This is a genomic window from Mesorhizobium sp. M0633 (assembly GCF_040320645.1).
GTDB lineage: Bacteria > Pseudomonadota > Alphaproteobacteria > Rhizobiales > Rhizobiaceae > Mesorhizobium.
The window spans coordinates 39,030-64,600 of sequence record NZ_JAMYQC010000033.1; the positions used below are offsets into that span (position 1 = coordinate 39,030).

At 59.1% G+C, this 25,571-nt stretch carries 24 protein-coding genes and 2 pseudogenes; 18 read left to right on the top strand and 8 right to left on the bottom strand.

From position 1 onward, the window contains the following. Positions 1-243 precede the first annotated feature (243 nt). The 3 genes from NKI47_RS27625 to NKI47_RS27635 all read left to right on the top strand — a co-directional run bounded on the left by NKI47_RS27625 (position 244) and on the right by NKI47_RS27635 (position 3,978). Positions 244-1,224 carry a chromate resistance protein ChrB domain-containing protein gene (locus NKI47_RS27625; protein ID WP_352594303.1) on the top strand — a complete coding sequence of 327 codons (981 nt, stop codon included), beginning with the start codon at positions 244-246 and terminating at the stop codon, positions 1,222-1,224. Positions 1,225-1,234: 10 nt separating this feature from the next. Then, the gene (gene chrA / locus NKI47_RS27630; protein WP_352594304.1) at positions 1,235-2,644 is read left to right on the top strand and encodes a chromate efflux transporter; all 1,410 of its coding nucleotides are present in this window, start codon (positions 1,235-1,237) and stop codon (positions 2,642-2,644) included. A gap of 89 nt (positions 2,645-2,733) precedes the next feature. Beyond that, positions 2,734-3,978, top strand: coding sequence for an MFS transporter (locus NKI47_RS27635; RefSeq protein ID WP_502898086.1), 1,245 nt, complete (start codon positions 2,734-2,736; stop codon positions 3,976-3,978). A 4-nt stretch (positions 3,979-3,982) separates the two neighbouring features. Here NKI47_RS27635 and NKI47_RS27640 read toward each other — a convergent pair whose 3' ends face one another. Then, positions 3,983-4,582 carry a hypothetical protein gene (locus tag NKI47_RS27640; RefSeq protein WP_352594305.1) on the bottom strand — a complete coding sequence of 200 codons (600 nt, stop codon included), beginning with the start codon at positions 4,580-4,582 and terminating at the stop codon, positions 3,983-3,985. Between the two features lie 313 nt (positions 4,583-4,895). Then, positions 4,896-5,949 (bottom strand): annotated as a pseudogene (locus NKI47_RS27645) (NAD/NADP octopine/nopaline dehydrogenase family protein). Between NKI47_RS27645 and NKI47_RS27650 the strand changes: the two are divergent. Beyond that, positions 5,945-6,115 (top strand): annotated as a pseudogene (locus tag NKI47_RS27650) (MBL fold metallo-hydrolase); the annotation flags it as partial. The pseudogenes NKI47_RS27645 and NKI47_RS27650 overlap by 5 nt on opposite strands. Before the next feature lie 528 nt (positions 6,116-6,643). Here NKI47_RS27650 and NKI47_RS27655 read toward each other — a convergent pair. After that, on the bottom strand, positions 6,644-7,069 hold the full coding sequence (locus tag NKI47_RS27655) for a hypothetical protein (protein WP_352594306.1): 426 nt from the start codon (positions 7,067-7,069) through the stop codon (positions 6,644-6,646). A 96-nt stretch (positions 7,070-7,165) separates the two neighbouring features. Here NKI47_RS27655 and NKI47_RS27660 point away from each other — a divergent pair, with 96 nt between their 5' ends. Next, positions 7,166-7,681: a helix-turn-helix domain-containing protein gene (locus tag NKI47_RS27660; protein WP_352594307.1), complete on the top strand. Its 516-nt coding sequence runs from the start codon at positions 7,166-7,168 to the stop codon at positions 7,679-7,681. An 82-nt stretch (positions 7,682-7,763) separates the two neighbouring features. Here NKI47_RS27660 and NKI47_RS27665 read toward each other — a convergent pair whose 3' ends face one another. Both NKI47_RS27665 and NKI47_RS27670 read right to left on the bottom strand, forming a co-directional pair. After that, complete coding sequence (locus tag NKI47_RS27665; protein WP_352594308.1) at positions 7,764-8,789, bottom strand: RcgR family putative quorum lactone hydrolase; 1,026 nt, start codon at positions 8,787-8,789, stop codon at positions 7,764-7,766. Continuing rightward, a complete protein-coding gene (locus NKI47_RS27670; protein ID WP_352594309.1) occupies positions 8,779-10,392 on the bottom strand; it encodes an RcgA family putative transporter in 1,614 nt (537 codons plus the stop codon). The genes NKI47_RS27665 and NKI47_RS27670 overlap by 11 nt, the downstream gene beginning before the upstream one ends. A 307-nt stretch (positions 10,393-10,699) precedes the next feature. On the opposite strand from NKI47_RS27670, the gene NKI47_RS27675 reads away from it, so the two are divergent. After that, positions 10,700-11,044, top strand: coding sequence for a hypothetical protein (locus NKI47_RS27675; protein WP_352594310.1), 345 nt, complete (start codon positions 10,700-10,702; stop codon positions 11,042-11,044). On the opposite strand, the gene NKI47_RS27680 is transcribed toward NKI47_RS27675, so the two are convergent. Genes NKI47_RS27680 through NKI47_RS27690 form a run of 3 tightly spaced genes read right to left on the bottom strand, consistent with a single transcriptional unit; the run spans position 11,041 to position 12,349 of the window. Next, the gene (locus NKI47_RS27680) at positions 11,041-11,205 is read right to left on the bottom strand and encodes a hypothetical protein (protein WP_224615604.1); all 165 of its coding nucleotides are present in this window, start codon (positions 11,203-11,205) and stop codon (positions 11,041-11,043) included. The genes NKI47_RS27675 and NKI47_RS27680 overlap by 4 nt on opposite strands. Then, positions 11,202-11,750 carry a thermonuclease family protein gene (locus NKI47_RS27685; protein WP_352594311.1) on the bottom strand — a complete coding sequence of 183 codons (549 nt, stop codon included), beginning with the start codon at positions 11,748-11,750 and terminating at the stop codon, positions 11,202-11,204. The genes NKI47_RS27680 and NKI47_RS27685 overlap by 4 nt, the downstream gene beginning before the upstream one ends. Next, entirely contained in the window at positions 11,747-12,349 is a 603-nt protein-coding gene (locus NKI47_RS27690; protein WP_352594312.1) for a hypothetical protein, read from the bottom strand. Before NKI47_RS27690 ends, NKI47_RS27685 begins: the two co-directional genes overlap by 4 nt. Positions 12,350-12,437: 88 nt before the next feature. On the opposite strand from NKI47_RS27690, the gene NKI47_RS27695 reads away from it, so the two are divergent. From NKI47_RS27695 to NKI47_RS27750, 12 genes are all read left to right on the top strand, one after another. Further along, complete coding sequence (locus tag NKI47_RS27695) at positions 12,438-13,091, top strand: lytic transglycosylase domain-containing protein (protein ID WP_352594313.1); 654 nt, start codon at positions 12,438-12,440, stop codon at positions 13,089-13,091. A gap of 12 nt (positions 13,092-13,103) precedes the next feature. Next, on the top strand, positions 13,104-13,418 hold the full coding sequence (locus NKI47_RS27700) for a TrbC/VirB2 family type IV secretion system protein (protein WP_023749602.1): 315 nt from the start codon (positions 13,104-13,106) through the stop codon (positions 13,416-13,418). A 3-nt stretch (positions 13,419-13,421) separates the two neighbouring features. After that, positions 13,422-13,715, top strand: a complete 294-nt coding sequence (locus NKI47_RS27705; RefSeq protein ID WP_023720449.1) for a VirB3 family type IV secretion system protein — start codon at positions 13,422-13,424, stop codon at positions 13,713-13,715. Continuing rightward, the gene (locus tag NKI47_RS27710; protein ID WP_352594314.1) at positions 13,712-16,114 is read left to right on the top strand and encodes a VirB4 family type IV secretion/conjugal transfer ATPase; all 2,403 of its coding nucleotides are present in this window, start codon (positions 13,712-13,714) and stop codon (positions 16,112-16,114) included. The genes NKI47_RS27705 and NKI47_RS27710 overlap by 4 nt, the downstream gene beginning before the upstream one ends. Further along, a complete protein-coding gene (locus tag NKI47_RS27715) occupies positions 16,098-17,255 on the top strand; it encodes a transglycosylase SLT domain-containing protein (protein WP_352594315.1) in 1,158 nt (385 codons plus the stop codon). Before NKI47_RS27710 ends, NKI47_RS27715 begins: the two co-directional genes overlap by 17 nt. 9 nt (positions 17,256-17,264) lie before the next feature. Beyond that, on the top strand, positions 17,265-17,999 hold the full coding sequence (locus NKI47_RS27720) for a type IV secretion system protein (protein ID WP_352594316.1): 735 nt from the start codon (positions 17,265-17,267) through the stop codon (positions 17,997-17,999). A 182-nt stretch (positions 18,000-18,181) separates the two neighbouring features. Continuing rightward, the gene (locus tag NKI47_RS27725) at positions 18,182-19,225 is read left to right on the top strand and encodes a TrbL/VirB6 family protein (RefSeq protein WP_352594317.1); all 1,044 of its coding nucleotides are present in this window, start codon (positions 18,182-18,184) and stop codon (positions 19,223-19,225) included. A gap of 65 nt (positions 19,226-19,290) precedes the next feature. Next, the gene (locus NKI47_RS27730) at positions 19,291-20,010 is read left to right on the top strand and encodes a VirB8 family type IV secretion system protein (protein ID WP_352594318.1); all 720 of its coding nucleotides are present in this window, start codon (positions 19,291-19,293) and stop codon (positions 20,008-20,010) included. Next, entirely contained in the window at positions 20,007-20,804 is a 798-nt protein-coding gene (locus tag NKI47_RS27735) for a TrbG/VirB9 family P-type conjugative transfer protein (RefSeq protein ID WP_352594319.1), read from the top strand. Before NKI47_RS27730 ends, NKI47_RS27735 begins: the two co-directional genes overlap by 4 nt. Beyond that, a complete protein-coding gene (gene virB10 / locus NKI47_RS27740) occupies positions 20,804-22,267 on the top strand; it encodes a type IV secretion system protein VirB10 (protein ID WP_352594320.1) in 1,464 nt (487 codons plus the stop codon). Before NKI47_RS27735 ends, virB10 begins: the two co-directional genes overlap by 1 nt. Next, on the top strand, positions 22,264-23,289 hold the full coding sequence (gene virB11, locus NKI47_RS27745; protein WP_352594321.1) for a P-type DNA transfer ATPase VirB11: 1,026 nt from the start codon (positions 22,264-22,266) through the stop codon (positions 23,287-23,289). Before virB10 ends, virB11 begins: the two co-directional genes overlap by 4 nt. Positions 23,290-23,300: 11 nt before the next feature. Continuing rightward, positions 23,301-25,451 carry a type IV secretory system conjugative DNA transfer family protein gene (locus NKI47_RS27750; RefSeq protein ID WP_352594322.1) on the top strand — a complete coding sequence of 717 codons (2,151 nt, stop codon included), beginning with the start codon at positions 23,301-23,303 and terminating at the stop codon, positions 25,449-25,451. The last annotated feature ends 120 nt before the right edge of the window (positions 25,452-25,571 follow it).

A 25,571-nucleotide genomic window follows, 5' to 3' on the forward strand; every position in this document is an offset into this window, starting at 1 on the left:
AGGCCGAACCAAGCGAAGAAGCGCGAGAACAGGCGCTGCTCCGTGCTTAAGTGCAGCGCCGCGTAGTGGGTAATGGCAAACCAAACCAGCAGGTAAAAGCGACTGGCTAGCCCGACCCGAACCTGTCATTTCGGCACCTCCTGTCGGGCGTCAGCGGGACAGTCTGCGAGACCGCCAACGCTACGCCTGAATAAAACATGATACAAGTGTTGCATTTGCTTTCCTCAGTGATACGGTCTGGTGATGAGCGAAGGGGAACTTGGGACCGAGCAGCGCTGGCTGCTCTTGATCCATCAGCTGCCGACCAAACCAGCCTATTTCCGGGTAAAGATCTGGCGGCGGCTGCAGGGTATCGGTGCAGTTGCGGTCAAAAGCACAGTCTATGCGCTGCCCGCCGATGCAGAAACGCAGGAGGATTTCGAATGGCTCCTGAAGGAAATTATCGACGGTGGCGGTGAGGCGATGGTGTGTGAGGCGCGTCTGATCGACGGCCTGACGGACGCACAGGTTCGGGCGCTGTTCGATGCCGCGCGGGACACCGACTATGCAGAGATCGCCAAGGCAGCGCGCGATCTAACGGCGGCTATCGACTCCGACAAGACCGAGGATCGGCGCGCGGACGCCCGCGCGCAACTCGGTCGAATGCGCAAGCGGCTTGCCGAAGTCGTGGCGATCGACTTCTTCGGCGCCAGCGGGCGGCTCGCCGCCGAGGGACTGATCGCCGAGCTCGAGGCTCAGCTTATAGAGGATAAGGCCATGACCAAGGAACCGAAGAAGGCGGCCGAGCTGGGTGAGCTCAAGGGCCGGACCTGGGTCACGCGCCGGGACGTGCATGTCGACCGCATCGCCTGCAGCTGGCTGATCCATCGCTTCATCGATGCCGATGCAACGATCCGCTTCGTGGCGGGCAAGGGACACGTGCCAAAGGAGGGCGAATTGCGCTTCGACATGTTCGAAGGCGAAATCACCCATGAAGGGGACCGCTGCAGCTTCGAGGTACTGCTCAATCGTAGTGGCATAGTCGACCCGGCGCTGCAGGCCATCGCCGAAGTCGTCCACGATATCGATCTCAAGGACGGCAAGTTCAGTCGCGAGGAAACCACGGGCATCGCCAGCCTGATCGCCGGTATCGCCATGGCGAACGCGGGCGACGAGCAACGGATCGCCGAGGGCGCTTCGGTGTTCGACAACCTCTATCGATATTTCCGTTCGAAACGCGGGTGAAGGGGAACCAATGACCAGCGTTCGTGCCGTCCATCCGAATGCGCTCGGCGATGACCCTTCGCATGGCATCCCCTTCGGCGAAGCAGTGCGGGTCTGGGCGCGTGTGGCGGCGTTGAGTTTTGGTGGCCCGGCCGGCCAGATCGCGGTAATGCATCGCATCCTCGTTGAGGAGAAGCGCTGGATCGGCGAGACGCGGTTCCTGCATGCGCTGAACTACTGCATGCTGTTGCCAGGACCGGAGGCCCAGCAGCTCGCCGTCTACATCGGGTGGCTCCTGCATAAAACCCGAGGCGGGCTCGTGGCCGGCACGCTGTTCGTATTGCCGGGCGTGATCGCCATCATGGCGCTGAGCTGGATCTATGCCATCTTCGGCAATGTTGGCGCGGTGCAGGCGCTTTTCTTCGGCCTGAAGGCCGCCGTCCTCGCCATCGTGCTCGAGGCGGTTATCCGCGTCGGCAAGCGGGCGCTCAAGAACAACGTCATGGTAGCGCTCGCTGCCGCCGCCTTCATTGGGCTTTTCCTCTTCCATGTCCCGTTCCCGCTCATTGTCCTGACGGCTGCAGTGATCGGGTATGTCGGCGGGCGGGCCGGGCTGGCACCTTTCATGGCGGGCAACGGCCATGGCAAGGTCGGCGGCAAGCAGGTCGCCGACGCGGAATCGGCGCTCGGCGAAGGCATTCCTGCCCATGCTCGCCCGCCGGTCAGCTGGTCGTTGAAGATCGGAGGTGTGTTTCTGGTGCTATGGCTGGCACCTGTCCTCGGCCTTTTCGTGCTGTTCGGGTCCGGCAATGTCTTCGCCGATATCGCGGTCTTTTTCTCGAAGATGGCGGTCGTGACCTTCGGAGGCGCCTACGCCGTCCTCGCTTACGTGGCGCAGCAGGCTGTCGATACCTATGGCTGGCTGAAGCCAGGCGAGATGCTGGATGGCCTCGGCATGGCGGAGACGACGCCTGGCCCCTTGATCATGGTGACCCAGTTCGTCGGCTTCATGGGCGCGTATCGAGCGCCGGGATCGCTTAATCCGCTGCTCGCTGGAACGTTGGGCGGCCTGCTCACCACCTGGGTCACCTTCACACCTTGCTTCCTCTGGATATTTGTCGGTGCGCCGTTCGTGGAAACGCTGCGCAGCAACAAGGCCTTGTCCGCCGCGCTGGCGACCATAACGGCAGCCGTGGTGGGCGTGATCCTGAACCTGGCGGTGTGGTTCGCGCTTCACGTTCTGTTTGGAACACTGCGCGAGGTCAAAGGGTTCGGCATGACGGTCGATGTGCCGGCATTCAGCTCCGTCAACATCCCGTCGCTCGTCCTGACATTGGGTGCGCTGCTAGCGGTGTTTCGCTTCAAGGTCGGCATGCTCCCGGTGCTCGCCGGCTGTTCGATCCTCGGGCTGCTCTACGGGATGGCGACGGGAGCGATCTAACCCCGTGCAGCCAGCGCCCTGACCCGTGGGGTGAGGAGGTGGAGGCATCGTTGACGTTACAGTGGCTGGCACATGGCTTGCGCAAAGCTATTTCGAAGCAACGGTTCAGGCTCCTTCCTGCGGGTGCCGGGCCGACGGCCGCGAACCTGCTGACATCCAGGGGACTCCGGGCGTTCGGTGACGGTCTGGTCAGCATCCTGCTTCCCGCCTATTTGGCCACGCTCGGCTTCGACGCCTTCGAGATCGGAACCCTGTCGACGGCGACGCTCGCGGGTTCAGCCGCTCTCACCCTGGCTGTTGGGATCGTCGCGCATCGCTTCTCCCGTCGCGCGCTGCTGACCGCAGCGGCCGTCCTGATGATAGCCACGGGGATCGTCTTCGCTGTGGTTCACGATTTCTGGCCGCTGCTTCTCATCGCGTTCGTCGGCACGCTGAACCCATCTTCAGGGGACGTCAGCGTGTTTCTACCGCTCGAACATGCGCAGCTTGCGCAGAGCGTCACCGACCGCGACCGCACGGCGCTCTTTGCGCGCTACAGCCTCATCGGCTCTCTCGCCGGCGCCGTCGGAGCGCTGGCCGCAGGAGCGCCCGACTTTCTCCGCGACGCCATCGGCCTGGAAATGAAGCAGGCCCTCCAGGCAGCTTTTCTATTTTATGCCTCACTTGGGTTGGTGGCGGTGCTCCTCTATCGGCGGCTGCCGAGTGACGCGCCTGATGCAGGCAAAGTGTCGGCACAGCCATTGCGCAGGTCTCGCTCCATCCTTCTGTCACTCGCAGCGCTCTTCAGCCTCGACGCTTTCGCAGGCGGCTTCGTCGTCCAATCGTTGTTGGCCCTCTGGCTCTTTCAACGGTTCGGCCTGTCGCTCGCCGCGACCGGCGCAATCTTCTTCTGGACGGGTGTCCTTTCGGCTGCGTCCTATTTGGTCGCTGTGCGAATTTCCCAGCAGATCGGACTCATAAACACGATGGTGTTTACGCACCTTCCGTCGAGCCTCTGTCTGGTGCTCATCCCGTTCATGCCGAGCGTCGCTCCGGCTATCGCTCTTCTGCTGATTAGAAGCGCGCTGTCGCAGATGGACGTGCCGACTCGCACATCGTACGTCATGGCCGTGGTGACGCCCGAAGAGCGGGCTGCCGCGGCGAGCGTCACCGCCGTCCCGCGCAGCCTCGCAGCGGCTGCCAGTCCAGTCCTCGCAGGGGCTCTCCTTGCCGTCTCCAGCTTCGGCTGGCCCCTGATCATCGCCGGTGGGCTGAAAATTATTTACGATCTCCTGCTGCTCGCGACGTTCCGCAATGTTCGCCCTCCAGAGGAGCACGGGGGGCGGGAGGAATGACATGTCAGTCGGCCATGATCGAACTGGCAACGACGCGCGGGTTTCGCGGTGGCGTTGAAGGCAGGACCACCAGCCGGACAAATTGCTTACGTCCGCCGGCAACGAGGATGTAGAGACGCGAGAACTCCTCCGTATCGCGATCTTCGGCAATCTTCTCGGCATCCGTACGGGTGAAGAAACTCTTCCGAAATGCCTCTTGATCGATATCGGGAAATGCCAGCGTACACGTCTGCACCGGTTTGCCGCTCATTGTTGCCTTGGTGGTGGCGATGATGGTTCCTGCCGGCAATCCTTCCTCCGCCTCGGCCACGAGCCATGCCTCCACTGAGGTTGGATTAGCGACTGGCGCGAGTTCGGCGAACCCTGCTTCGGCAATAAGTGTCCACCTGCGTTCGTGCGCGGTCTCTATCATGCGCTCGAAATTGGGACCCTCGGCCAGACAGGTACGGTGAAATTGTTCGACAGCCTGATCCGCATCACTGGCGGCCTGCGCGGGCGACATCGTCAGACCCAAGATGGTCCCTGCCAACGCTAGAAATTGGAACATGTCTATCTCGCGTAGCTGGTTGTGGACGAACCACTTATCCTGAACGGGCTGCGGCACTCGTTGTTCCGGACTGTCGGCCCCTGCATGGCCGGTATTGATCTGGTGGCTTGATGGAGGCGCGAAGCGCCTGCGCAGTTGATGCAATGTTCAGGCATCTGGCAACTGATGGAACCATGCCTCACTGGGTTTCGATGACGGACCCTGCTACAGACCCACTCACACCACCGGGCAGGACCATTTGATCTCGTGCTGAGTTCCTAGAGACATCTCCCGGTGCTCGCCGAGGAACCTGCATGTCGTGCTCGCCGGCAAGCAGCCCCGATGGTTTTTCGGGCACTTGGCCTATGTCCCAGTCCACTGTGGAAACTTGTTAAAATCCCTTACGGCAAAGATTTTCGAGGTCCGCTTTTGCCATTCCCTCGAAGCCCAGCGCGGGAAGAATATCATTATCTCCCTTAAGATCGCGACCGTAAGCCGCCGAGAATATGGCAATTCCAGATTCATGGAGAATCGCTGAATTTCCGCTGATCTTCCCCAACAAAACGGTCGGCAGCAGCCCGAACGGAACGTCCTCGAGAATATAGCGGCTTTCGATGGTTGACGGGCCGAAGCCGCCGCGGCCTTGGCGATCCATCTCCTGATTCATTTCCGAAACGGTGGCCATGGGGACGTGAAACGAGATGAAAAATGCTCTTCAACTGTGCGCACGGCAATTCCAAAACGGGCGGCGATCGCCAATCGTTCCGCGTCCAGAGCCTCGATAAAGCGGCCGACAGCCGGGGTGACGTTTCCGGCCTGGCTCCACTGTTCTCCCTTCTCCATGCGTGTGAGATTAAGAAGAGCGATCCCGAGATGGTTCTGCGGATTGAGGTTGCTGAGCGCGATAGCAAGCAAACCGTCACGCTTGACGAAACGATCGCCGAACAAGCTCGTGCAAAGCTCGAACCCTTGCTCCTGAGCACTGAAAGGCAGCGTCGCGACATCCAGTTTCTGGCGAACGGTTGCAACATCGATTTCGGCTGGCCCGCGCTGTTGCCCGGTCACGAGCGTGGTACCCCAGACGACGATCGGCAGGCTAACCTTCTGCTCCGCAAGCCGCTTGGAGAGATACAGTGCCCCAAAGGAACTGTGCGAGCTGATGATAACCGGCGTTCCGTCCCTTAGATAAGGAGTGGCAGCGTCCATCACCATCTTGTGCCCGCAAGCCGGCAACGCGATTATGACGACGTCGGCTCGGCAATGGCGTCTTCGCAATCCTTGGCGATGCGCACCTTAGTCGTTGCCTTGATAGCTCCGGTAGCCTTCAGCAATCCACCGGCGGCCAGCGCCTTGGTGCGTTCTCCGGAAGGCGACCAAAGCATAGGGTCATGTCCCGCTTCGGCCAGATAGGCGGCAAGGCCGTAACAATCTCGGAGTGCGTTCATCAGGCTTCGAGAGGCGCGAGACAGGGCATTGCCGATGCCAAGGCTCATGTTGCATGCCCTCCAGGTCAATATTCGCGGAGGAGAGCTGCCTCAGGTCGAGGAAAATGGCCTGCATTATCTGAAAATCCCGCTCAACGCGCTGCCAGGATCGGTCTGGGGTCAGTGACGAGTTGGAAGGGCTCCCTCCAGCAGCTTCAGCTCACGATCGGTTCAGGATTGCGCCGGATACACGCTCGTCCGAATTGGCGCAGGCGGGTCGATCCTCGCCACGTACGTCGTCGGGATGAGCAATCCTCGGAGCGCTCTCGGAGGTGATCGCGGTTAAGCAATTGCGGTTGCGCGCCTGCAACACTATTATCGATCATGTTCTGAGGAGGTATCTCGGATGTGGAATAGGATCGCCAAGCTTCGGTTATCGAGCCGCACCTGGGAGGCAATTCTTTTGGGGATGAAAAGCTTGAGGCGAACCTCAAATAGCCGATGTATGTACTGGTGATTTGACGCGATTCCATAGACAGCATCGTTGGCGCCACGAGATTTTCGCGTACAGCTTCGGGATTGCGCCCGGCCGCGGGCCATCACGCACCACATCACGGCAGGTCGTTCAGATTTGTGTAGTGCTTCAGTTTAACGAAATCGAAGTTCCATAAGATAGATTATGCGACTTTCATCAGTAAAAGTAAATATTTCTCAGTTATTCCAAGTATGCACGGCTCGCGTGGAGGTTTGTAGTGTTCAAGGCGCTTCTCCTGTCCACTATGAGAACGACGGGTAACGTGAGTCTGTCGGAGCTGATGCGGCAGATGTTCCGTTCTTGCCCCATTCCGGGCCGGTCGGAGTTGGCACCAACTGCTTGCCAGCCAAGCGGACAATCCTCATACTTCTCAAATTTCGCGGCGCTGGAGTTGGCTTGCGGACAGGTCGGCCAGTTAAAACCCGGGGCTTCCATCGCCGCAATCAACTTGTAGATTGGCGGGTGGCAAGAAGGAGTGCCCTGCCAATCACCGGACAGACAGAGGAGCACCTGACAGCCCCATTCCGATGCCTGTGATTGGGATGGGAGAGCCGCGGCGCCCGCGACGGCGGCGGCACTCACCAAGAAATGTTTCAGCATGGTCATAGCCTTTTCCTCGTTGCGATTTTGACACTTTACTATGGATCGCTCGCGCGAAAAAGGACAAATCAAGAAGGCAGGTTTGTGCGATTACATCGATTTATGAAACGAGACGATGCGGGCGCGGTCGACAACCCCTTGCGCGTCAACATTGCGACCGTGCTGGAGCGGGAGAGAGCCAAGCGTGGCCTATCCCATATGCACATGGCCGAGCTGTTCCGCACCCCTGAAGGCGAAGGGCTCGCTTACAGAACTTACATCCAGACCGTTCGGCAGAAAAATAATGTCACATTGACGACGCTGCAGATCATGGCAAACGGCCTGCAAGTGTCTGTCGCAGAACTGCTCTCCGGCGGGAAAAAACTCCCCGAATGGGCGCATCAGCTGGACGAAACGGCTATCCGCAAGCGCCTTGCACACATCATCGACATGGAGCGGCAACGACGCAATATGCTCCGCTATGAGATGGCGAAGCTGATCGGCGTGGCGGAGGCGACATTCATGAAACTGGAGCGCGCGAGCGGCAACATCAGCGTGGACACGATTGCCGCGATCGCGAAGGCGTTGAAGCTTGATCCACGGACGTTCCTATTTTGGGATAAGGTCCCACCAACCTGATCTACGTGTTATTGGCTGCAGCCGGACGCGCAGGCACGCCTAACAGAGAATTTTCTGGTGAACTGACCGGCCAACGCCACACTCATGCTCGCCGGGCCGACTTGTCAGCACACGACAGAAACCGCTTCAAGCTCAAACCGGCCCACAAAATGTAAGGCGGCATGGCGAGCGAATAGTGACCACAGTTTAACTCCAAAATACTTGGCCTAGCACCGGCATCCTTCAGCCTCCGCATGAACCTCTCCGATAGTTCTGGCAACACCACTTTGTCTCTCTTAGCCAACACAACGTGAAGATCGAGATCAGGCCGTGCCAAACAAAGTGCGTAATTCTCCAAGTTAAGCGGACCCCAGGCCCTTCTGAGATCGGTCAGCTCAATCTCAGGCTCAATGCCATCACGTATCAGTCGTGTCGCGCGACCCGTCCAAACCATATCCGCTAGACTCCCCGCCGTCAGAAACAGCGAGGCTTTTGACACAGCCGAGTCGTGCGCCGCGACCAGCCCCGCAACCCACGAGCCTAAGCTCATACCGAGAACCGAAATCTCTCGATAGCCTTCGCTCTTCAACCATCGTATGAGTTTTCGCCCATCCAACACTGCCTGCCTTACAGATTGGATCGTTCGACCGAGATTAGGGCTAAGCATATAATCGGCGTGCACGGAGCCGGGACGGCTGCGTTCTAAGTGATAAGGCATAGCAATCTCGACAACCGTGATGCCACGCTGCGAGAAAAAGTTGGCAATCTGACGATTCCGGGCGCTTGCATTCCAATGGTGAAAAATCACCATCGCCTGATCGAACGCCCCGCTTTCTGTGATTTTCGCTGAGACGACATTGTTTTGTTCGATATCAGTAGAAATGTCCGATGGAAATTTGAGCCACCCATCTAGCCTTTCAAAACCCTGATCACTCACACTCGGCTCATCGAAAAAGGCTGGATCAATTACGGCTTGGTCCGCAAGGGCACAGAATTCCTCGATACTTGTCATCTTCTTCGCACCTGGAAAGGCGCGTTCCGCGTCAAGGACGAAATCCGTTGGTTTCTTCCCTTCCTCACCGCGAAGGGCCCGGCGTTCGTCCCAACCATCAAGCCAACTATGATACACTCTGATTGTTTCCTAACTTACTCCCTCGCCATCGCCCCAACCCTGGATCGAACAGGCCGTATAGTGCGACTAGCACTGAAATGGCCAGCAGGGTCGAAAAGCCGGCAAACGCGTCGATCAACAAATAGCTGACAACAAGTAACGCCACGACCGCCGACATCTTCCACAAAGCCGCATCAAATCGACCTCCGACACCTAATCGGATGGAGCCATACAGAAATACAAAACAGGTCGAAATAACGATAAGAAGGCTGCTGTAATGCGTCGGCATACGATAGCGGAACCCGGTGCTCACATGATCGCGACCTTGGAACATCGAAGACATATCGCCGACCAACCACGCCACAATATTCTCACCACTGGACGCCAGATAAGAGCTTTGGACCTTCATCCATATGGCGACCAGAACCCCCAAAACAGTACACCGAAAAACCCCACGCATCACTGTGAGGCCGGCTTCATTGAGCTCTTGCTGATGATCAACATACGAGAGCTTCTTCAATCTGTCTCCAATTCTCCAAAGATCATGAACAACCGTATAGACCAAAATGAGACCTGCGAAGAAAAGATAAAACACCAGGCACATGTATAGGTAAGCGATCCCCGTAAAAACGATTGTTTCTGGGACAGATATGACCTCAGGACGCACAAGAGCTATTTTTCCCCAATCCACAGCATAGTTGCCACCGCCCTTCATCAACGGGATCAGGGACACGCCGATCCATTGAAAAAGACCCGCGAACAGCAAGCAAATCAAAAAAACCGACCAATAGGTGTACGAGGAAGCGTCAACGTTGTGCAACCAGGCGTCGTCGCTTTCCACCTGATCGCCCTGCACTGCAAGCTTTCTGCGCCCCTCACTTTTCCAGAAGACCAGCAACTCTATAACGAAGAAGAAAAACAGCGGTAAGAACACCATAAAGTCGAGTGTCCAATTTGCGGCCCAAAGAAATCCAACCTGCTTAACGAGCCCGTCCGCTCGCTCGTAGGTGACGTTGTGGATACCAATGATGTACGACAAAAAGCCGAGGGCGGTCATGCCGGCAAACACTGACGCCGGTAAATTCAGGGGAGATCCGTAACTAAAAAACGCCTCCGATTTCCTCGCCAAACTAAAACGCCGCCTGGGCCCCTTGGCGTCAGTATCCCGTGTCAGCTCTGCCGGCGAGTCTGTCTTGTCATCGAAAGTCCCAGTCAGTGCCGTATCTGGAGTCTCCTGTGCAACGCTGCTTCCGGCTCTCTTCCATTCTCGTCTCTTGGCCGATAAGCGCGATTGCGCCGCACTAAGCTCCATCTGCCATTCGCTAGTTGCGATCGGATCATCGCATCCAAAAATCCTCGCCAGCCAACGAATGTTGGTAGTGCTAATCCCCTTCTCGTTCTCCTGAAACCAAAGCTGCACCGTTCGCAGATCGACCCCAACCTGATTGGAATCAATCTGTGAAATCGCCTCTGCAAGAAGCTCGGGCGTCCATGGGCCTGCAGGAAACCCGTCTTTGCCTAACGGCCGACCCGCACCCGCCGCCGCCAGTCGTTTGAATAATTCTTTGAAATCACTCCCGTCTCTCGGCGGAGGGAGAAATAACTTTCCGTTCGAAAACAATGACTTACGGGCTCTAGTTTCGTTCCATTTCGCTAGGCTTCGTATTTTATCGTGCCTTCGTCCTCAATCAACGGTTTTGTCAACTCGATTTTAGCCGGCCGGGAGAGAGGTCAGTCAAGGCGCCAAGGTCAAATTCGGGATAGGCAATTTCGGCATAGAATCTGAAACGTTTTGTCTGATGGCAGGGCGGAGTGTGCTCGCATGAGCGAAAGGCAGGGGAAGCCAGGGCTTCGGGAGCCCGAGAAGCAGAGGGATGAACCCATCCCTATTTTCTCGCCTCCCCAAGTCAGTTACGTGGAGCCGGTCGATGTCTATTCAATTGGTCTGTAGCAACGGACAGGTGGTAGCGGCTGAAGGCGTCGCGAAACTGATTGCGGAACATCGTCGGAGCATTGCAGAGCTTGAACGTCTCGGCAAGCGAGCGATGGAGGCCGAGGGTACGGACGCGATCTTGGTGGGTCAGAGGCTGGACGCGGTCATGGCGGAGGAGGCCGCACTGCGAAGGCGTGCTGCGATTGCCCCGGTAATCACTATCGCAGAAATGAAAATGAAGGCTGCCTACTTCCAACGGCTGACGGCCCATGGCTGGTGCGAGATTGATGTCGACGATTTGCGCGCGTTGCTCGATTCTTTCACGAAACTGCAGTCCTAAGAGAAAAGCGCGGAAATCCATGAGGCCACGGTATTCCAGGCCGCATAGAGGCCTGCCGGCACCAAGATGATCGCGATGAGAGCGATAGCATCGCCAATGGCGCCGTCGGTGCGACCTTCCACTGGATAGTAATATCTGTGCGCTTCATCGTCATGCTTCATTGTTGTCTCTTCGATACTTGGCTCAGCAGCAGTTGCACAGGATGCTCAAACGTTGTGCCCCACAAACCCGCACGTTTCATCTTAGCGTTGATTTCCGCGATCAGGTAGTTCTCATTGACGGCTTTGCCGTTTGCTGTTGTTGCGGCAAACGCGTATCCGATCGCTATGAGCGCCGTGCCGACGTCGATTGTGTCGCCATTCAGCTGCGCACCGCACACGACAAAAACCGCCTTGTCCAGGGCGTAGCCGATTGGCTGGCATGTAACCGCCGCGCTATCGAACAGCGCAGCAAGGTGCGCCAGCGAGGTGTTCCCGCAATCGATTTTGTTCCCATTTGGCTCTTCGGCTGATGTGCCTCGAAGACATGACTGGACGCCATAGAGGCGGAAAAGGTGATCTCCGTCACGCCAGGTATCTCCAGTCAGCAGTTGAGCCGATTTCGATACCGCGAACGGCGTTGGCACGGCAGACTCCGATGCATCCTGGGCCTGTGCCGATGCGCACAAACCAAATGCGGCCAGCACTGCGAAGCTCGCCTGCTTCATTCCTGGAACTGTCCACCGAGGTCGGCGGAATGCTCGAGATCGGGGCGCAGCGACTTGCCGTCCTTGTTACGCCCGATCGCCGCCATGTCGAAAAAAACCATTTCGTCATCGTCGTAGGCGACGTTGTACGGGTCGTTTGCATTTCCCGCACCCACGAGAGAGAAACACGACACGGCGTCGGGTTCACCCTTCTTGCTTTGCAGCACAAGCGTTTTGCAAAGCACGACAGATGCACGATCGTTGTAGATTGCCTCTTCATAGTCCTGCGCGGCCTTCGTGCAGTCCCATTGCTGCGTCTTGTACGCAATCTTCGGTTTGGGGCAGGCCGCAAGGCCGCGCAGTCGATACGTCACGCCGTTGATGACGCGCTCGGTCGCGGACGGCACCTTAACCGGCGAGATGAGGGCCGCCGCATCGCGCTGAAAGAGCGCGCCTTTTGCATCGTAGCGTTCATAGACGAACACCTTCTCGCCCGGCTTCGCAAACCGGAGCAGGTAGTGATCCGACGGCTGCGCGAAGGCGCTCGGAGCGTCGGCGCCGGCAGCATAAGCCGCGGTGCCCTGAAGCAGCAAAACCATGCAAAGGGCCGTCTGTTTCATCGAAATCCGTCCTTGCGATTACATACAGTGTTGACACTTTACTAGGGCTTCGTGTAGCCATAGTAAAGTGTTAAATTTTGGCGACAGTATGAACACCCGATTCGCTCTTCTGCTCACCCTCTTTGGCGCCACGATGCCGTTGCAAGCGCACGGCCAGGACATGGCATCAGACCGCGTAGCCGTTGCCTTTGCAACGCCGGCAGAAGCCGTTACCGCAGCCGAGGCGAATAGGCCGGGGGCGTGTAAAGCCGGAAATCGGGCTGACGTCTCCCGACTTGTGCATTCAATCGCGCAAGAGGAAGGGTTCGACACCGATCTGGCCGAGGCGATTGCATGGGCCGAAAGCGATCTCGGCGCCAGTCAGGGTCCGTCTAAGGCCGGGGCCCTGGGGATCATGCAATTGATGCCGGGCACGGCGGCTGATCTTGGGGTGAGCGACCGTTGCGATACACAGGCAAATGTCCGGGCTGCCCTTCGCTATCTGAAGTCACTCTATGACGAGTTCCGGGATCCGCTGCTGATGCTGGCGGCTTACAACGCCGGGCCCAACAGCGTCTACAAGGCGCAGGGCATTCCGGTGAATCCGGAGACGGCGGAATACATCGTGAAAATACTGAACCGCTGGAAGTTCGGCGGCGTGGTGAAGAAGTCCGCCCTGACCAAAACCGAGACGCTCGCGGCCGCTTCGCCAGCAAGCGAGGACGCTTGGCAGGATGGTCATGTCATGGATTTCGGCAACTGAAAGGAGCCATGGGTGGAATACAGGAAAGCGGGCAGATTTGCCCTGAAACTGGCCTTGGCCTCGGCGGTCGGAATAGCTCTCGCGCCAGCCACTGCGTATGCCCAGTCGGCGGCGCCAGTCGAAAATGTGCTGGAGTGGTTCGTCGGAGTTCTGCAGGGCAACATAGCGCGTTCATTCGCCATCATCGCGGTCTGTTTTCTCGGCTTCCTCGCCATGACGGGCCGGCTCGCGTGGATGATGGCTTTCTCCATCATCATTGGCATCGCTCTGATCTTCGGCGCTGCCCAGCTGGTCGATGCGGTTCGTGCGACCGCGGGAGGCAGCTGAGACATGGATGACGAGGAAGTCTATGTCGAGCCGGTCAGCCTGCCACTGACACGTCCCCCAATGAAATGGGGGGTGCGCTATGAGGTTTTTGCTCTGAACGGCATCCTGGCGGTGATCGGCTTTATCGCCACGAGCAGCTTCATGCTCGGCCTTGGCGTGTTCGGCGTGGTGCATCTGGTCAGCGCATATCTGTGCCAGCGCGACCCCTACATGTTCCATATTTTCGAGCGGCGCGTCTCCAAACGCGGAGCGGTGGCGAACCTTACTTTTTGGGGCGCGAGGAGCTATTCGCCATGAGCCTCGATGCCGACCTGAAATTTGGCCGTGAGCGCCGCCGCGAAAAGCCCGCGGCGATGCACATCCCCTACCTTCGCCATGTCGATGACAATCTGATCGTGACGAAGAGCGGCTTTCTGGTCGGCGTCATCCAGCTCAGTGGCCTGCCCTTCCAGACGATGGACCAGGCCGAGTTGAACGGCCGCATGTTCAACCGCAACACGACGTTCCGCAATCTCTCGACCTCTCGCTTTGCGGTCTACACAACGATCATCCGCCGCCATGTGACGCCGGAGATCGAAGGCGACTTTGACAATCCTTTCGTGGCCGAGCTCGACGCCCGCTACATGGATGAGCTTGGGGCGAAAAATCTTTTCGTCAACGAGGCGTATCTGACGGTCATACGCCGCCCAATGGTCGGCCGTGTCGGCTGGGTGGACAAGGCGCTCAATGCGTTCCGCATCAGTACCGCAGGCGAAGAAACCCGCGAAGAGGCAATAGTCGAACTGCATGACGTTCTCGACGGGGTCGTCAAGGACTTCACCGCTTATGGGGGACGTCTTCTCGGTGTCGTGAACCGCCGCGACAGCTTCTTTTCCGAGCCGGCGGAATTTTTGGCGAAGATCCTCGCCGGCGGCGTCGACGTGGAAATGCCTTTGCCGCGCATGTCCCTTGGCGATGTGCTGGCGACACGACAGCTGTTTTTCGGCAAGTCCGCGCTGGAACTTCGCGGGCCGGACGAAGGTAAGCTCGGCGCCATGGTGTCGATCAAGGAATACCCTCCGTTCACCGCTCCGGGCTCATTGGACGGCCTCTTGCGCCTGCCACATGAGTTTGTGCTGACGCAGAGTTTTGCGATCGAAGATCGTGTAACGGCGATGCGCAGGATCAACACGATCGCGAACCAGGTTGAGGGTTCAGACGAGGCGGGCACGACGGTCGAGGAGTCCGTCCACGACGGCGCCGACAAGCTGGCCGGCGGCGAAGTCGTCTTCGGACAACATCACATGAGCGTCATGGCGTTGGCACCGGACATGACAGGGCTCAACCGTGCGCTATCCGACATTACGGCCGAGCTTTCGCGCATGTCGATCGTGCCGGTTCGCGAGACATTGAACACGGAACTGGCCTTTTGGGCGCAATTGCCGGGAAATTTCAGCTACATCGCGCGACGTGCGTTGATCTCGTCCCTCAATTTCGCCGGCCTTTTTTCAGCACACAATTTCCCGTCGGGCCAACGTGAGCGGCTGCATTGGAAACGGCCCATCGCTTTGCTCGAAACGACCAGCAAGACGGCCTACTACTTCAATTTCCACGTTCACGATGTCGGGCACTTCACGGTGTTCGGCCCGACGGGCTCGGGCAAGACCGTGGTGCTGTCGTTCCTGATGGCGCAGGCCATGCGCATCATGCCGCGGCCCCGATGTGTTTATTTCGACTATATGCGCGGCGCTGAAATTTTCGTTCGGGCGCTCGGCGGTCGCTACGAGGTGATGGAACCTTCTCAGCCGACCGGATTCGCGCCACTGCAGCTCGAGGACACGGCAGAAAACCGTTCTTTTCTGGAAGATCTGCTCATCTACATTCTAACGCCGGAAGGCGGTGCGCTGGACGTGGCGGAGATGCGCGTCATCAACGCCGCCGTCGACATGATCTACAAGATCCCGCGCAAACAGCGGACCTTCGACCTGCTGCCGGAAGTGCTGCGGGGCTCGCTCATGCCTGGCATGAATGATCTGGCCGCGCGGATACAGCCTTGGCTTGACCCAAGGGACAAGGGCTGGCTTTTCAACAATCCGATCGATCTGGTCGATTTTTCGAAGCCGGTTGTCGGGTTCGACATGACCAGGATCCTGGGTGACCGAAAGCTGCGCTCGGCCGCGTTGCTCTACATCTTCCATCGTCTTGAGGACGTCATCGACGGCTCGCCGATCATGCTCTTCCTCGATGAAGGCTGGAAGCTGTTGGACGACGAGGTTTTCGCCGCCTTCATCAACGAGACGCTGAAGACCATTCGTCGCCGGAACGGCGTTGTCGGCTTTGGCACGCAGACGGCGGAAGACGTCGTCAATTCCTCCATCTCGTCGTCGCTGATCGAGCAAACGAAGACCAACATTTTCTTCCCCAACCCGAAGGCGAGCAAGGAGTCCTACATGGAACGCTTCTCGCTGACGGCGAAGGAATTCGAGTTCGTGCGCCGAACCGCGAAGGAAACACGCACCTTTCTCGTCAAGCACGACAGCGACTCGATCGTAGCCAAGCTTGATTTGTCGGCGATGCCCGATCTTATCAAGGTCTTGTCCTCGAACGAAGCCAACAGCAAGGAATGCGCACGGCTCCGGGAGACCTTCGGCGACGAGCCGGAGGCGTGGCTGCCATACTTCTGCGGATGGGAGAACGAGCATGACGAAGCGGCTTAGCAGCGCTTGTCTGGCCGTGGCTCTCGCGACGGCGGAAAGCATGAGCGTGGCTATCGCTCAGATCGCGGTAATCGACGGGCCGAACCTCGACAAGCGGCAAGAGGACGAGGAGCACAGCACGAAGTCGGATGAGGCCAAGAAGGACGAAACCGAGAAGAAGAAAAGCGTCGTCTGCACCTATTCCAACAAATACCGCTCACAGATGTTTCGCCGGTCGCCGGCCGACGCGTTGCAGCGCGACGCCGGCAACGTAAAGCTGATCCGCTACTATGCGCAAAAGTACGGCGTGCCCGAAGGCCTGGCGCTTTCCGTTGCCTATCAGGAATCGCGCTTCGACACATGCGCCGGGAGCCACACCGGCGTCAAAGGCGTCATGCAGCTGACCAAGGGCACCGGCAAGTCCATGGGACTGGACCGCGACGTGAACGAGCAGAATGTCGAAGGCGGTGTCAAATATCTCGGAATGGGCGTGAAGCAATGCGGGGCGACGAATTACAGCTGTCTCGCCTCCTTCTACAACGGATCGAACGCAGGGGAGCAGAACCAATGGGCCGGCGGTGTCGGCCGTTGGAACAGCTACTTCAACGACTATGTGTTGAGCGGCAAGGCTCCGGCCGCCGCGCCGCCACCGTTCTCGATCGTAACGGCCGAAGGCGCAGGCGGCACGGCTCAGGACGCGGCCATGGGCACAGTGAGGAAGGCGGCTGGCGGCCTTGATGCAAGCTCATCGCAGATAGGCGCCAACAATGCGGCGATCGACGCGCTGGCGGGCAATGTTGGCCAGGTGACCGAATACAAGGACGCTTGGGAGCTGAACTCGTCGGCTCGGGGGATCAACGCCGATGTCACCAACCAGTACCTCGCCCAGGCGGGGGACTTCACATCGTTGCTGGCCCAACTTCTGTCGTTGCAGAACGTTCAGGCATCGCAGTCGGCCAAACTGGTGCAACAGCCGAAGAGTGGCTCTCCAAACCCGTTCTCTTGTGATCCCGCCGAACTGGAACGGTTGAAGATCGATCGCGGCCGGTGGTTACCATGTGCACTTGAGAACGCCGGGGCAAGCTCGGCCGATAGCCGCTCAATGATCATCACCAGTGATCCTGCTGGTGCTGCCAGCGTCATCGATTCACTACAGCAATAGGAGGCTGACATGAAGAAATTCGCAATTGCCGCCAGTCTGACGCTTTGGGCAAGCACGGCCCACGCACAGATTGCCGTCATCGATGGCGCCAATCTCGATGTCGCCCGCAAGAATGCGGAGAACACCAACTCCATCATGGATTCCAACAAGGATATTTTGAAAAAGAGCGAGGAGATCCTGCAGGCTCTCAGCGGCAGTCGTGACGGTTCGCTTGGAATCGGACAAATGGGCCTCGGCGGCAACATGTCGATTGCCCAGGCTCCGTCGTTCGGATCGATCCTGAACGGCGGTGCGCTTTCGTTTGGGGGCCTGTCACCCGAAATCCAGAAAATCGCCGGCGCCGTCATCAACGGGCTCCAGCTGGTCAAGCAGCTCCAGCAGATTGCCCGCAAAGAGACGAGCGCCGTCAACACCGCCTATGGCGGGAGCGTCAACGTGGCCTCGCTGCTAAGCGCGTTGACCTCGCAGGCCTCGCAGGGCGTGACCCAGCGCCAACAGTCATTGCAGTCCGCGAGCGGGCAGATCGGGCAGTCGCAGGACGTCAAGGGTTCGGTGGACCAGAACACACGAATGCAGCTGGAAAACGCGCGCGCGGTCAACGAACTGATCGGCGTCCAGAACGGTGCGGTCGCCGCCTTGAATGAGAAGCTGAAGGGAGATCTTCTTCGCCAGAGCCAGGTGCAGAAGATGATGACGCCGCGCAACGTCAATCCGTTCGCGGACTTTGGCAAGAGCGGAGGTTAGCACTTGTCGAGGCGGGTGGTGCGCATATGCCTTGTAATTGGGCTCGGCGCGGGGCTTTTCGGATGCGCAAATCGCGAACTGAAAGCGCCGTGCGGGCCTTTGGCGTATGCCCACGCCGACGAATGTGGCGCGCTGAAGCCGGTCAATTCAACGGCGTTTGCCAGCATCGTTGACCAGGATCCATGAACGGTCTTGCCGAAAGCATTCTCAGTGGCATTGACAACATCGGCGAGGACTTCGTTCGCACCGTCTATATGCAGTTGGGCAATGCGATGGGCAACGTCTTCACCCTGATGCTGACCCTCTATATCGTGTGGTGGGGCTATTCCATCCTGAGCGGGCGAGAGTCGATTTCGCCAATCGAAGCGGCCTATCGCCTTGGCCGCGCCGTCATCATCTATCTGCTGCTGACCGGATGGGGCACATTTTCCGCGACGATCTATCAGCTCGTGCAAAGCATTCCCGACGAGGTCGGTAAAGTGATCGTCGGCGCCGTGTCGCGGGCCACCGGCAATCAGCTTAGCGACCAGGCGGCAATTCCAGCGCTGATCGACAACCTCTACCAAGGGGCCCAGGACGTCGCCAATCAGGTCTACAGCGGATCCTTCTATGACATTTTTGGCGCGCTCTTGTCTCTGCTCGTTCTGCTGTCGGCCATCATCTTCGCAGCGCTCGCCATTGCGGCGATCATCGCCGCCAAAGTGATGTTGTTCATCACACTGGCCTTGGCGCCGATATGGATCATTCTTTGGCTTTACCGATGGTCCTCGCGCATGAGCGAAGGCTTCCTTTCGCTGACCACCTTTCTGATGATCCAGCAGATCCTGATCTACGGCTTTCTGGGTTTCTACTTCTCGCTCGTCAACGCGGCGCTGAACACCGCCACGTCCGGCGGAGCGACCATGGACAGCAAAATGTCACTGGTGCTGCCGCTTGTGCTGGTGACGATTATTGGGATCTACGTTCTCATGCAGATACCCTCGATTGCTTCGATCCTGAATGGCGGCGGGTATCTCAGCACTGTGGGAGCATACAATCCGTATAGAAACTTCGGCAGCAACGCCGTGCGCTACTCCGGCGCACGATGGGCCGCCGGCCGCGCCGCTCGAGGCGCCCGGCAGCTCGCGGCAAACAGTTTTCGATCTTCGCGAGCAGCCAGGGCGGATGCCGCAACCCGGTCCGCCATCCAGCAAGGTGCGCGCGATAACTCCAGGCCTCTGGCCTAGGACACAAGAACGATCACCGATCGCGGCGTGGATCAGGATGCGTCGCGCAAACGAGGCAAAAGAGAGTGTCAAATCCAGTGGAAACGGTTGCTGACAGCAGCAGCGAACTCGTCGACAAGCACTATTACAGGGCGGGCGCGACCTGGGAAGACGACACGCACAGGTCAATGCGTCGATCGCGTACATTGGCATGGATCGTCAGTGGCGTTTCCGGACTGGTTGCGGTGCTGTCGCTGCTGGCGCTCGTGCTGATCCTGCCGCTCCGGCAGTTTGAACCGTATGTTGTCGAGGTCGACAAATCGACCGGCTACCTCGAGATCATGCGCGCGCTGAAGCCTGGAGATTTGTCCCAGAACGAGGCCGTCACGGCGGCCAATCTGGTGCGCTACATCAGGGCCCGCGAAACCTACGATTCCCGTGAACTGAAACAGAATTACGACCTGGCGCAACTCTACTCCACCGAAGCCGCGTCCAAGGATTTGACATGGCTGTACACGCCTGCAAATCCGCAATCCCTGGACAAGATTTTTGGCCGCAATGTCACCATCTCGGTCGAGATCAAGTCGGTTTCCCTGCTCAATCGCAACACAGCCTCTGTACGCTTTGCCACGACGACGCGGCGGGACAATTCGTCCACCGCCGACAATTGGGTGGCGGTCATAAAATTCCGCTACACTTCAACGCCGCTCAAGAACGAATGGCGTTTCGACAACCCGTTGGGATTTCAGGTTACGGACTACCGCCGCGACCAGGAATCGGCGCCGGCTGCAGGAAGCCTGCAATGAGATGGCGCGTGAGCCTCACTCTGTCGGCCGCCCTTCTGCTCGGCACGATCCACGGCGCGGCGGCCCGCGACGGCCGCATCCGATATGTCACCTTCAACAATGACGACGTGACGTCGGTGCGCGCCGCTCTTGGCATTTCGACGATGGTCGAGCTCAGCCCGACCGAAGTCATCGAGACCGTGTCGGCTGGCGACACGAAAGGCTGGTCGATCATCCCCAAACGCGGATCGCGATTTCTGTTCGTCAAGCCGCTGGAGCGCGATGCGTGGACCAATGTCAACGTGGTCACCAACCGGCGCGTCTATTCCTTGCTGCTGCAGGCAACCGACAATAGCCGCGACCGGGCATCGTTCCAGGTCCGGTTCAAATACCCGGACGAGGATATCAACGCGCGCCTGCTCTCACAGGCCAAAGAGAGCGCCGCCGATCCGGATTTGAAGGATCTGAATTATGCCGATCTCAACTACGACTATGCCTACAAGGGCGACGACAGCCTGAAGCCGCGCACCGTATTCGACGACGGCACCAAGGTGTTTTTGGAGTTCAAGGGCGACATTCCGGCTATTTTCGTTGTCGACGACAAGCGCCATGAGGCGCTGGTCAACGTTCGCACGCAGGGCAAATACACAGTCATCGACAAGGTCGCGCGGCAATTCACCTTGCGAGCCGATGGCAAGACGCTCTGCCTCTACAACTGGTCGCGACCCAACGCCATCGATCCGGTCGAGCAAGTCTACGGTCCAACGAAACTGACACGCGGTTCCACCCTGTTCGGATCCAGCGGAGGGCGCTGATGTCCCAGATCGATTATAACCAACTGGATGGTAGCCCGACGGTCGCTCGCCGTGGTGCGGGCGTCGGTGCCAGGATCGCCCTGGTCAGCCTCGGCGTGGTGCTGGTAGGCGCGCTGATATGGCTGAACTGGCCTCGAGAGCCGGTATCGCGCGATCTTCGCAGCGATGGCGAGGAAAACTTCAACCCGCCTGAGTTTCGCCCGCCGGCGTTGAACGAACCGCCGCAACCTGCCGACGGCACGATCGACCAGATCGTGGTGCCGCCACCGGCCGCCGACCAGAACGGCACGCAACAAGCCGATAATGTCGATCAGACGGTGCAGGAGGGCGCGGATCTCGATGCGCAGCGGCGGGCGCTGGAGGCGCAAATGGCGGCCGAGGAAGCTCGCCGCAAGGCCGAGGCGGAAGAAGCCCGCCGCAAGGCCGCGGCTGAGGACGAGGCTCGCCGTAAGGCAGAGGCCGCCGAGCATGAAAAAGCGGTGTGGGAACGCCTGCGGTCGAAGCAGATGGTGACGAATGATCAAACCGGCTCGACGGATGCCGGCGCCCAGGCGGCACAGGTCGAAATCGCGGCCGACGGTCAGATCGTCCCGGTCCCCGGCGCCGACAGTGATCCCGACAAGGCATTCCTGGCGCAGTCGGAGGCAAGTTCTTCCGGCATCGTCAAAGCCAGGGCCTTCCGGCGTACCGACGCGTTGATCCCCGAAGGAACGATCATTCGCGGCTATTTGGAAACCGCTGTTAACACCGACCTTCCCGGCGCCGTGCGCGCAGTCGTGCGTGAGGATGTCTTCTCGCTCGACGGCAGGCGGATCCTCATTCCGAAGGGCTCGCGCCTCACCGGGGAATACCGCTCGGGGCTTGCGCGCGGTCAAAAGCGTGTTTTCATCGTCTGGGGCAGGGTCATCCGCTCGGACGGCATTTCCGTCGATATCAAGTCGCCTGGCGCAGACGCGCTCGGCCGCGGTGGCATGGGCGGCCGGGTCGCTAGGCATTGGGTTGAACGTTACGGCAACGCCATCATGCTGTCCGTCGTTGGCGGTGTCTCTGAATATCTGTCCTCGCTTTCCGATAGCAGCCAGAATGGACAACAGCGCCAGGTGTCGACGGTCGATCCCGTGACCGGCGAGACCACGACCGTAACTTATGGCGGCAATGGCTCGCAGCGCGACGCCCGCGGCATCGCCTTCGACAAATCATCGACCGCCCTGCAGCAACTCGCGCAAGAGGCGTTTCGCGACACGCAGAACATTGGCCCGACAGTCTACGTCGACCAGGGCACATCGATTGTCGTGCTGGTGCGGCGAGATCTCGATTTCTCGGACTTGTACGCGGATCCCGTCCAGGAAGAAGTGGCGCGCCTGAAGGCAGGCGGGCGGCCGAAGACGGCGATCGATCCGACGCCTCTCTACGGCACGCCGAAGGATCATTTCTATCCCGGCTATGGGAGCCCGGTGAAATGAATGCCGTCCATCCCCTCCCCGACCCTTGGACGAGAGCCCCGGTCCTGCGCGCTCATCTGGAGCCGATATGGTCCTATTTGAACGAAGACGCGGTGTCCGAGATTTCAATCAACAGGCCCGGCGAATTGTTCGTCGAACGCCTCGGCGCGAAGGAAATGGAGCACGTCGTCAAGCGCGAGGTCACACCCGGCTGGATTAGGCATATCTCAACGGGCGTCGCTTCGGCGACAAATCAGGTCATCAACGAAGAAAAGCCGGTCCTGTCGGCAGCTCTGCCCTCGGGTGAGCGCATCCAATGCATCTTGCCGCCCGCGGCCCCCGAGGGCGGAGCGATCTCGATCCGCAAGCAGGTCATCATGGATATGAGCCTTGATGCCTACGAGGATCTTGGCGCCTTCGAGAACACCACTATGGGCAGCGGCCTGGCGCTTTCAACCGAGGAAAAGCGACTTGTCGAAATGCTGCATGACACGTCGCCGATGGACTTCCTGCAATACGCGGTGCGCAACCGTGTCTCCATCGTCGTTTCAGGCGGTACGTCGACTGGCAAGACGACGTTTTTGAATGCGCTCTTGAAGGAGATCCCGGGCCATGAACGGATCATCACGATCGAAGACACCCGCGAGCTGAAGCTGCCGGCTCCCAACAACGTCGCCCTGATAGTTTCGAAGGGCGACCAGGGCCTCGCCAAGGTCTCCGCCCAACAGCTGCTCGAGGCCTCGCTTCGCATGCGACCCGACCGTCTGCTACTGGGTGAGTTGCGCGGCGCTGAAACCTTCGCCTTCCTCCAGGCGATCAACACCGGCCACCCGGGTTCGCTCACGACTGTCCATGCCAATTCCGGCCGGTCCGCCTACGAGCGGCTGGCGCTGATGGTCATGCAGGGCAGTTCGGGCCTCTCACGAGGCGAAATCCTCGACTATCTGCGCGAGGTGATTCCGGTGGTCGTGCAGATGGTCCGCACCGAAGGCGGACGGCGCGGCATCAGCGAGATCAAGTTTACCAAGGCGGAGACAATCTAACGGGTCCATTCATGCAGAAAATCGCAACAGCAATTTTCATGGTCGTCATGGCGATGGCCTTGGGCGTCCTACTCTTCACGGTCGGCTATGCCGCGACTGATTGGTACCGGACTGGCTCCCACGTCCTGTTCGACCAGCTGAACGCCAATGTGTTGCCGGTCGTTCGTCAGGCCTGGGCGGACACGATGGCGAGGGATCTTGGCCGGGTACAATACGCCGTTCCAGCGGGAGCATTAGGGTTTCTTGCGCCCCTGGTCAGCCTGTTTCTCATGCGCCCCAGCAAGCGCAATGACTCTCGATTCATGACCATGAGCGACGTATCGAAAACCGGCCTGACGAAAGTGGGCGGCGTCTTCGTCGGTCGAGCTGGCGGCAGGCTTGCCGAAATTCTGTCGCCCGGCCGCGATCAGCGCACCGGCAAGATCCGCTTGACGCAGCGCAAGCTGATCGGCGGCAAGAAATTGTGGATTGATGGCGATGATGTCGGCGGCTTCGTCATAGGACCGCCGCGCTCCGGTAAAGGCACGTCTCTCATCATCCCGAACGCCTTGACCTGGTCGCATTCGCTCGTGGTTCTCGACCTGCGGGGCGAGACCTATGCGGCGACCGCCGGTTACCGTTCAACCATGAGCCGCGTCGTGCGTTTCGCGCCGGCTGATCCGGACGGCAATACAGCATGCTACAATCCGATGGACTTCATCTCGCTGGACTCAGCTCAGCGCGACATCGACCTTCGCAACATCGCTGCGGCGCTGTTTCCGCGCCCCCCTTCGAACGCAGATCCATATTGGGTCAACGACGCTCGCCTCCTTTTTACCGGCATTGCGTCCTTCGTCATGGAATCGCCTGAGATCCCAAACGAGAAGAAGACCTTCGCCACAATCCTCGAGATCATGAACGGTGCCGAGCAGCCGCTCCTCGAATTCATCGGCTCGCTGCGCGAGGAGCGCCGCCGCGAATGCTCGCACTTCACCCTGCAAACCCTGCTGCCATATTTCGAGATGTCTGAGCGGCAGTTTTCCGGGATCTACGCCGGCGTACGCACCGGCATGGCCCCCTTTCTCAACCAGCGCCTGATCCGAGCTACGTCGCGCAGCACGTTCGATATTCGCAAGCTGAAGCGCGACCGGATTTCGCTTTATCTCGACGTGCGGCGCGAGCAGATTACGTCGCTTGGACCGTTGTTCAACGTCCTGATTACGCAGATGATGAACTTCATGTCGGAAACCATGCCGCGTGCGGACGAGCGTCCGGTGCTTGTGCTGCTCGACGAGTTCCAGAACCTCGGCAAGCTCGAGAACGTGACCGAAATGGCGAGCGTGCTCGGCGGCAACGGTGTTTCGATGTGGTTTTTCGTGCAGTCGCTGAAGGCTGTAGACGAGATCTATCGCCAGGAAGGGCGCAAAACGCTCATCAACGCCGCTCGCGTGCAGATCTTTTTCGGTGCGCAGGACGCGGACGATCTGCGCTACGTTTCCGAGCAGCTCGGCGAAACGTCGGACGTGCAAAAGGACGTGACGCGCACCAAGGCAACGTTGTTCGACACTTATTACACGCGCTCGGAGCACCGCAAGGAAGTGCGGCGGCCCCTGATGCGGCCGGACGAAATCCGTACGCTCGACAAGAACAAGGTCATCATATTGCCGCGTGGCGAGTTGCCGATCCTCGGCACGCGCAATTTCTATTTCGCGGACGGACAGCTCGCTAAACGCGCGTTCATGCCCCTGCCCGCCTCTATCGACGCTTCGTGCGCGAATAGCCCTGCGTTGGACTCTTCTGCGGCGGTTCGATCTCCTGCGCTCCCGACGATTGTGCCGACAGCACCTGCGTACCGCTCAGGCCTCTTGCAGACGCGCCTGCGGCGCGGCGCGACATTCGCCGCAAAAGCCGGCCGTACGGCTCCGCCGCGGGGCCGGCGCACAATCGTAAAAGAACGGCCGAAAGCAACCGACGCTGCAGGTGTGCCAGCTTATGCCGCCATAGATTTTTCCGCGTTGGCGGCCAAAGCTGTGACAACAAGCATAGCGCCCGACAAAGAAGCAGCCGTTGCGGCGATGCTCAACAAGGTGCGCTCTCTCCGAGCCCACGCATCCGACACCGAGGCTTTCGATCGAAATTTGAGCGTCGTCGAAGATACTTTGCCTGATGTAGTCGATGGGTAGGCTAGCATTCGATGCGGCGGAGATTGTCTACCGTGACCTTGTCGCACGAATCGTCGACGACACATGCCTCAAGGTGTCTCAAGAATCCGCGGCGTCGAATTCAACCGCAAATCCCGCGTC

Coding starts and splice junctions, on each gene's coding strand:
- NKI47_RS27625 (WP_352594303.1), top strand. CDS start 244: ATGAGCGAAGGGGAACTTGGGACCGAGCAGCGCTGGCTGCTCTTGATC.
- chrA (WP_352594304.1), top strand. CDS start 1,235: ATGACCAGCGTTCGTGCCGTCCATCCGAATGCGCTCGGCGATGACCCT.
- NKI47_RS27655 (WP_352594306.1), bottom strand. CDS start 7,069: ATGACCATGCTGAAACATTTCTTGGTGAGTGCCGCCGCCGTCGCGGGC.
- NKI47_RS27660 (WP_352594307.1), top strand. CDS start 7,166: ATGAAACGAGACGATGCGGGCGCGGTCGACAACCCCTTGCGCGTCAAC.
- NKI47_RS27675 (WP_352594310.1), top strand. CDS start 10,700: ATGTCTATTCAATTGGTCTGTAGCAACGGACAGGTGGTAGCGGCTGAA.
- NKI47_RS27680 (WP_224615604.1), bottom strand. CDS start 11,205: ATGAAGCATGACGATGAAGCGCACAGATATTACTATCCAGTGGAAGGT.
- NKI47_RS27685 (WP_352594311.1), bottom strand. CDS start 11,750: ATGAAGCAGGCGAGCTTCGCAGTGCTGGCCGCATTTGGTTTGTGCGCA.
- NKI47_RS27690 (WP_352594312.1), bottom strand. CDS start 12,349: ATGAAACAGACGGCCCTTTGCATGGTTTTGCTGCTTCAGGGCACCGCG.
- NKI47_RS27695 (WP_352594313.1), top strand. CDS start 12,438: ATGAACACCCGATTCGCTCTTCTGCTCACCCTCTTTGGCGCCACGATG.
- NKI47_RS27705 (WP_023720449.1), top strand. CDS start 13,422: ATGGATGACGAGGAAGTCTATGTCGAGCCGGTCAGCCTGCCACTGACA.
- NKI47_RS27710 (WP_352594314.1), top strand. CDS start 13,712: ATGAGCCTCGATGCCGACCTGAAATTTGGCCGTGAGCGCCGCCGCGAA.
- NKI47_RS27715 (WP_352594315.1), top strand. CDS start 16,098: ATGACGAAGCGGCTTAGCAGCGCTTGTCTGGCCGTGGCTCTCGCGACG.
- NKI47_RS27720 (WP_352594316.1), top strand. CDS start 17,265: ATGAAGAAATTCGCAATTGCCGCCAGTCTGACGCTTTGGGCAAGCACG.
- NKI47_RS27725 (WP_352594317.1), top strand. CDS start 18,182: ATGAACGGTCTTGCCGAAAGCATTCTCAGTGGCATTGACAACATCGGC.
- NKI47_RS27735 (WP_352594319.1), top strand. CDS start 20,007: ATGAGATGGCGCGTGAGCCTCACTCTGTCGGCCGCCCTTCTGCTCGGC.
- virB10 (WP_352594320.1), top strand. CDS start 20,804: ATGTCCCAGATCGATTATAACCAACTGGATGGTAGCCCGACGGTCGCT.
- virB11 (WP_352594321.1), top strand. CDS start 22,264: ATGAATGCCGTCCATCCCCTCCCCGACCCTTGGACGAGAGCCCCGGTC.
- NKI47_RS27750 (WP_352594322.1), top strand. CDS start 23,301: ATGCAGAAAATCGCAACAGCAATTTTCATGGTCGTCATGGCGATGGCC.